The following is a 986-nucleotide window of genomic DNA, read 5'->3' as shown; positions in this document are numbered from 1 at the left end:
GGCGCATCGGTCCGGGCTTTGCGCCCCGCTGCCTCCGGGTCCTCGGCGGCGTCCCTCTGGCGCGCCGCGGGTTCACGCCGCGCCTCCACCCCAGTGCCTTCCCGTTGCGGCCTTTGCGCGCCATCTTGGCCATGCGCATAATCCGCGGACGAGCTCAGACCGTTGAACATGTTGCGCACCTTCTCCGGCACGACTTTGCGCATGATCTCGGCAACACGGGCGCGGAAGTTGATGCCGCGCCGCTCGGCATAGCCCTGAGCCGGTTCGTAGTCCGATGCCATGTCCTTGCCCCGGTCGCGCGACAGGGTGCGGACCAGCCGGTCCTGATCGGCGAAATCATCGTGGCCATAATGCAGGTCCATGCCTTCGCGGTGCCGCGACAGGGCGACGTAGCTGCCGTGGGCGTCCATGCCCGGCGTTGCCAGCACATGGGTGCGGTCCACGGTCATGCCCTGCGCCTTGTGGATCGTCGCCGCATAGCCGTGATCGATGCGGTTATAGTCCTTGAGGTCGAATGAGACGCTGCGCCCGTAATCGGTGCGCACGATCATGGATTGCGCGCTGACTTGCTCGATAGTCCCGAGCGTGCCGTTCTTCACGCCAAGGTCGCGCTCGTTTTTCAGGAATATGACACGGTCCCCGCTGGCGAAGTTGCGCTCGCCGCGTTCGACGGTCAGGCCCACATCATCACCCAGATCGCCGGCTTCATGCAATCGCAAGCGCGCCGCCTCGTTGACGGCGCGGACCTCGTCATTGGTGTGGGTGAGTATGATGCGGCTGCAGTCAGGCGATGCCTGCCGATCGCGGTCCCAGCGGTCGATCAGATCGTTGCGTGCCTGTTCCCGCGTCTCGGCGGCATGGAGCATGCCATGCGTGTCAAAGGCCTGGATCGCAGCGCCGGTTCTGCCCATGGCCAAATCGCGCGTTGCGTCGCGCTGCCAGTCTTCCCGCTGTCGGCGCACCTCGCCGATCTCGACGCCTCCATG

The 986-nt window shown here is 65.7% G+C and carries 1 protein-coding gene; it reads right to left on the bottom strand.

The window, feature by feature from the left end; translation table 11 throughout:
- Positions 1-986 (bottom strand): AAA family ATPase (locus EOA29_RS37875; protein ID WP_348628939.1); only part of this gene is annotated, 986 nt, incomplete at both ends.

Origin of the sequence: Mesorhizobium sp. M1E.F.Ca.ET.063.01.1.1, from assembly GCF_003998155.1 — a bacterium.
GTDB lineage: Bacteria > Pseudomonadota > Alphaproteobacteria > Rhizobiales > Rhizobiaceae > Mesorhizobium.
This window is presented reverse-complemented; position numbering and strand designations above follow the sequence as displayed.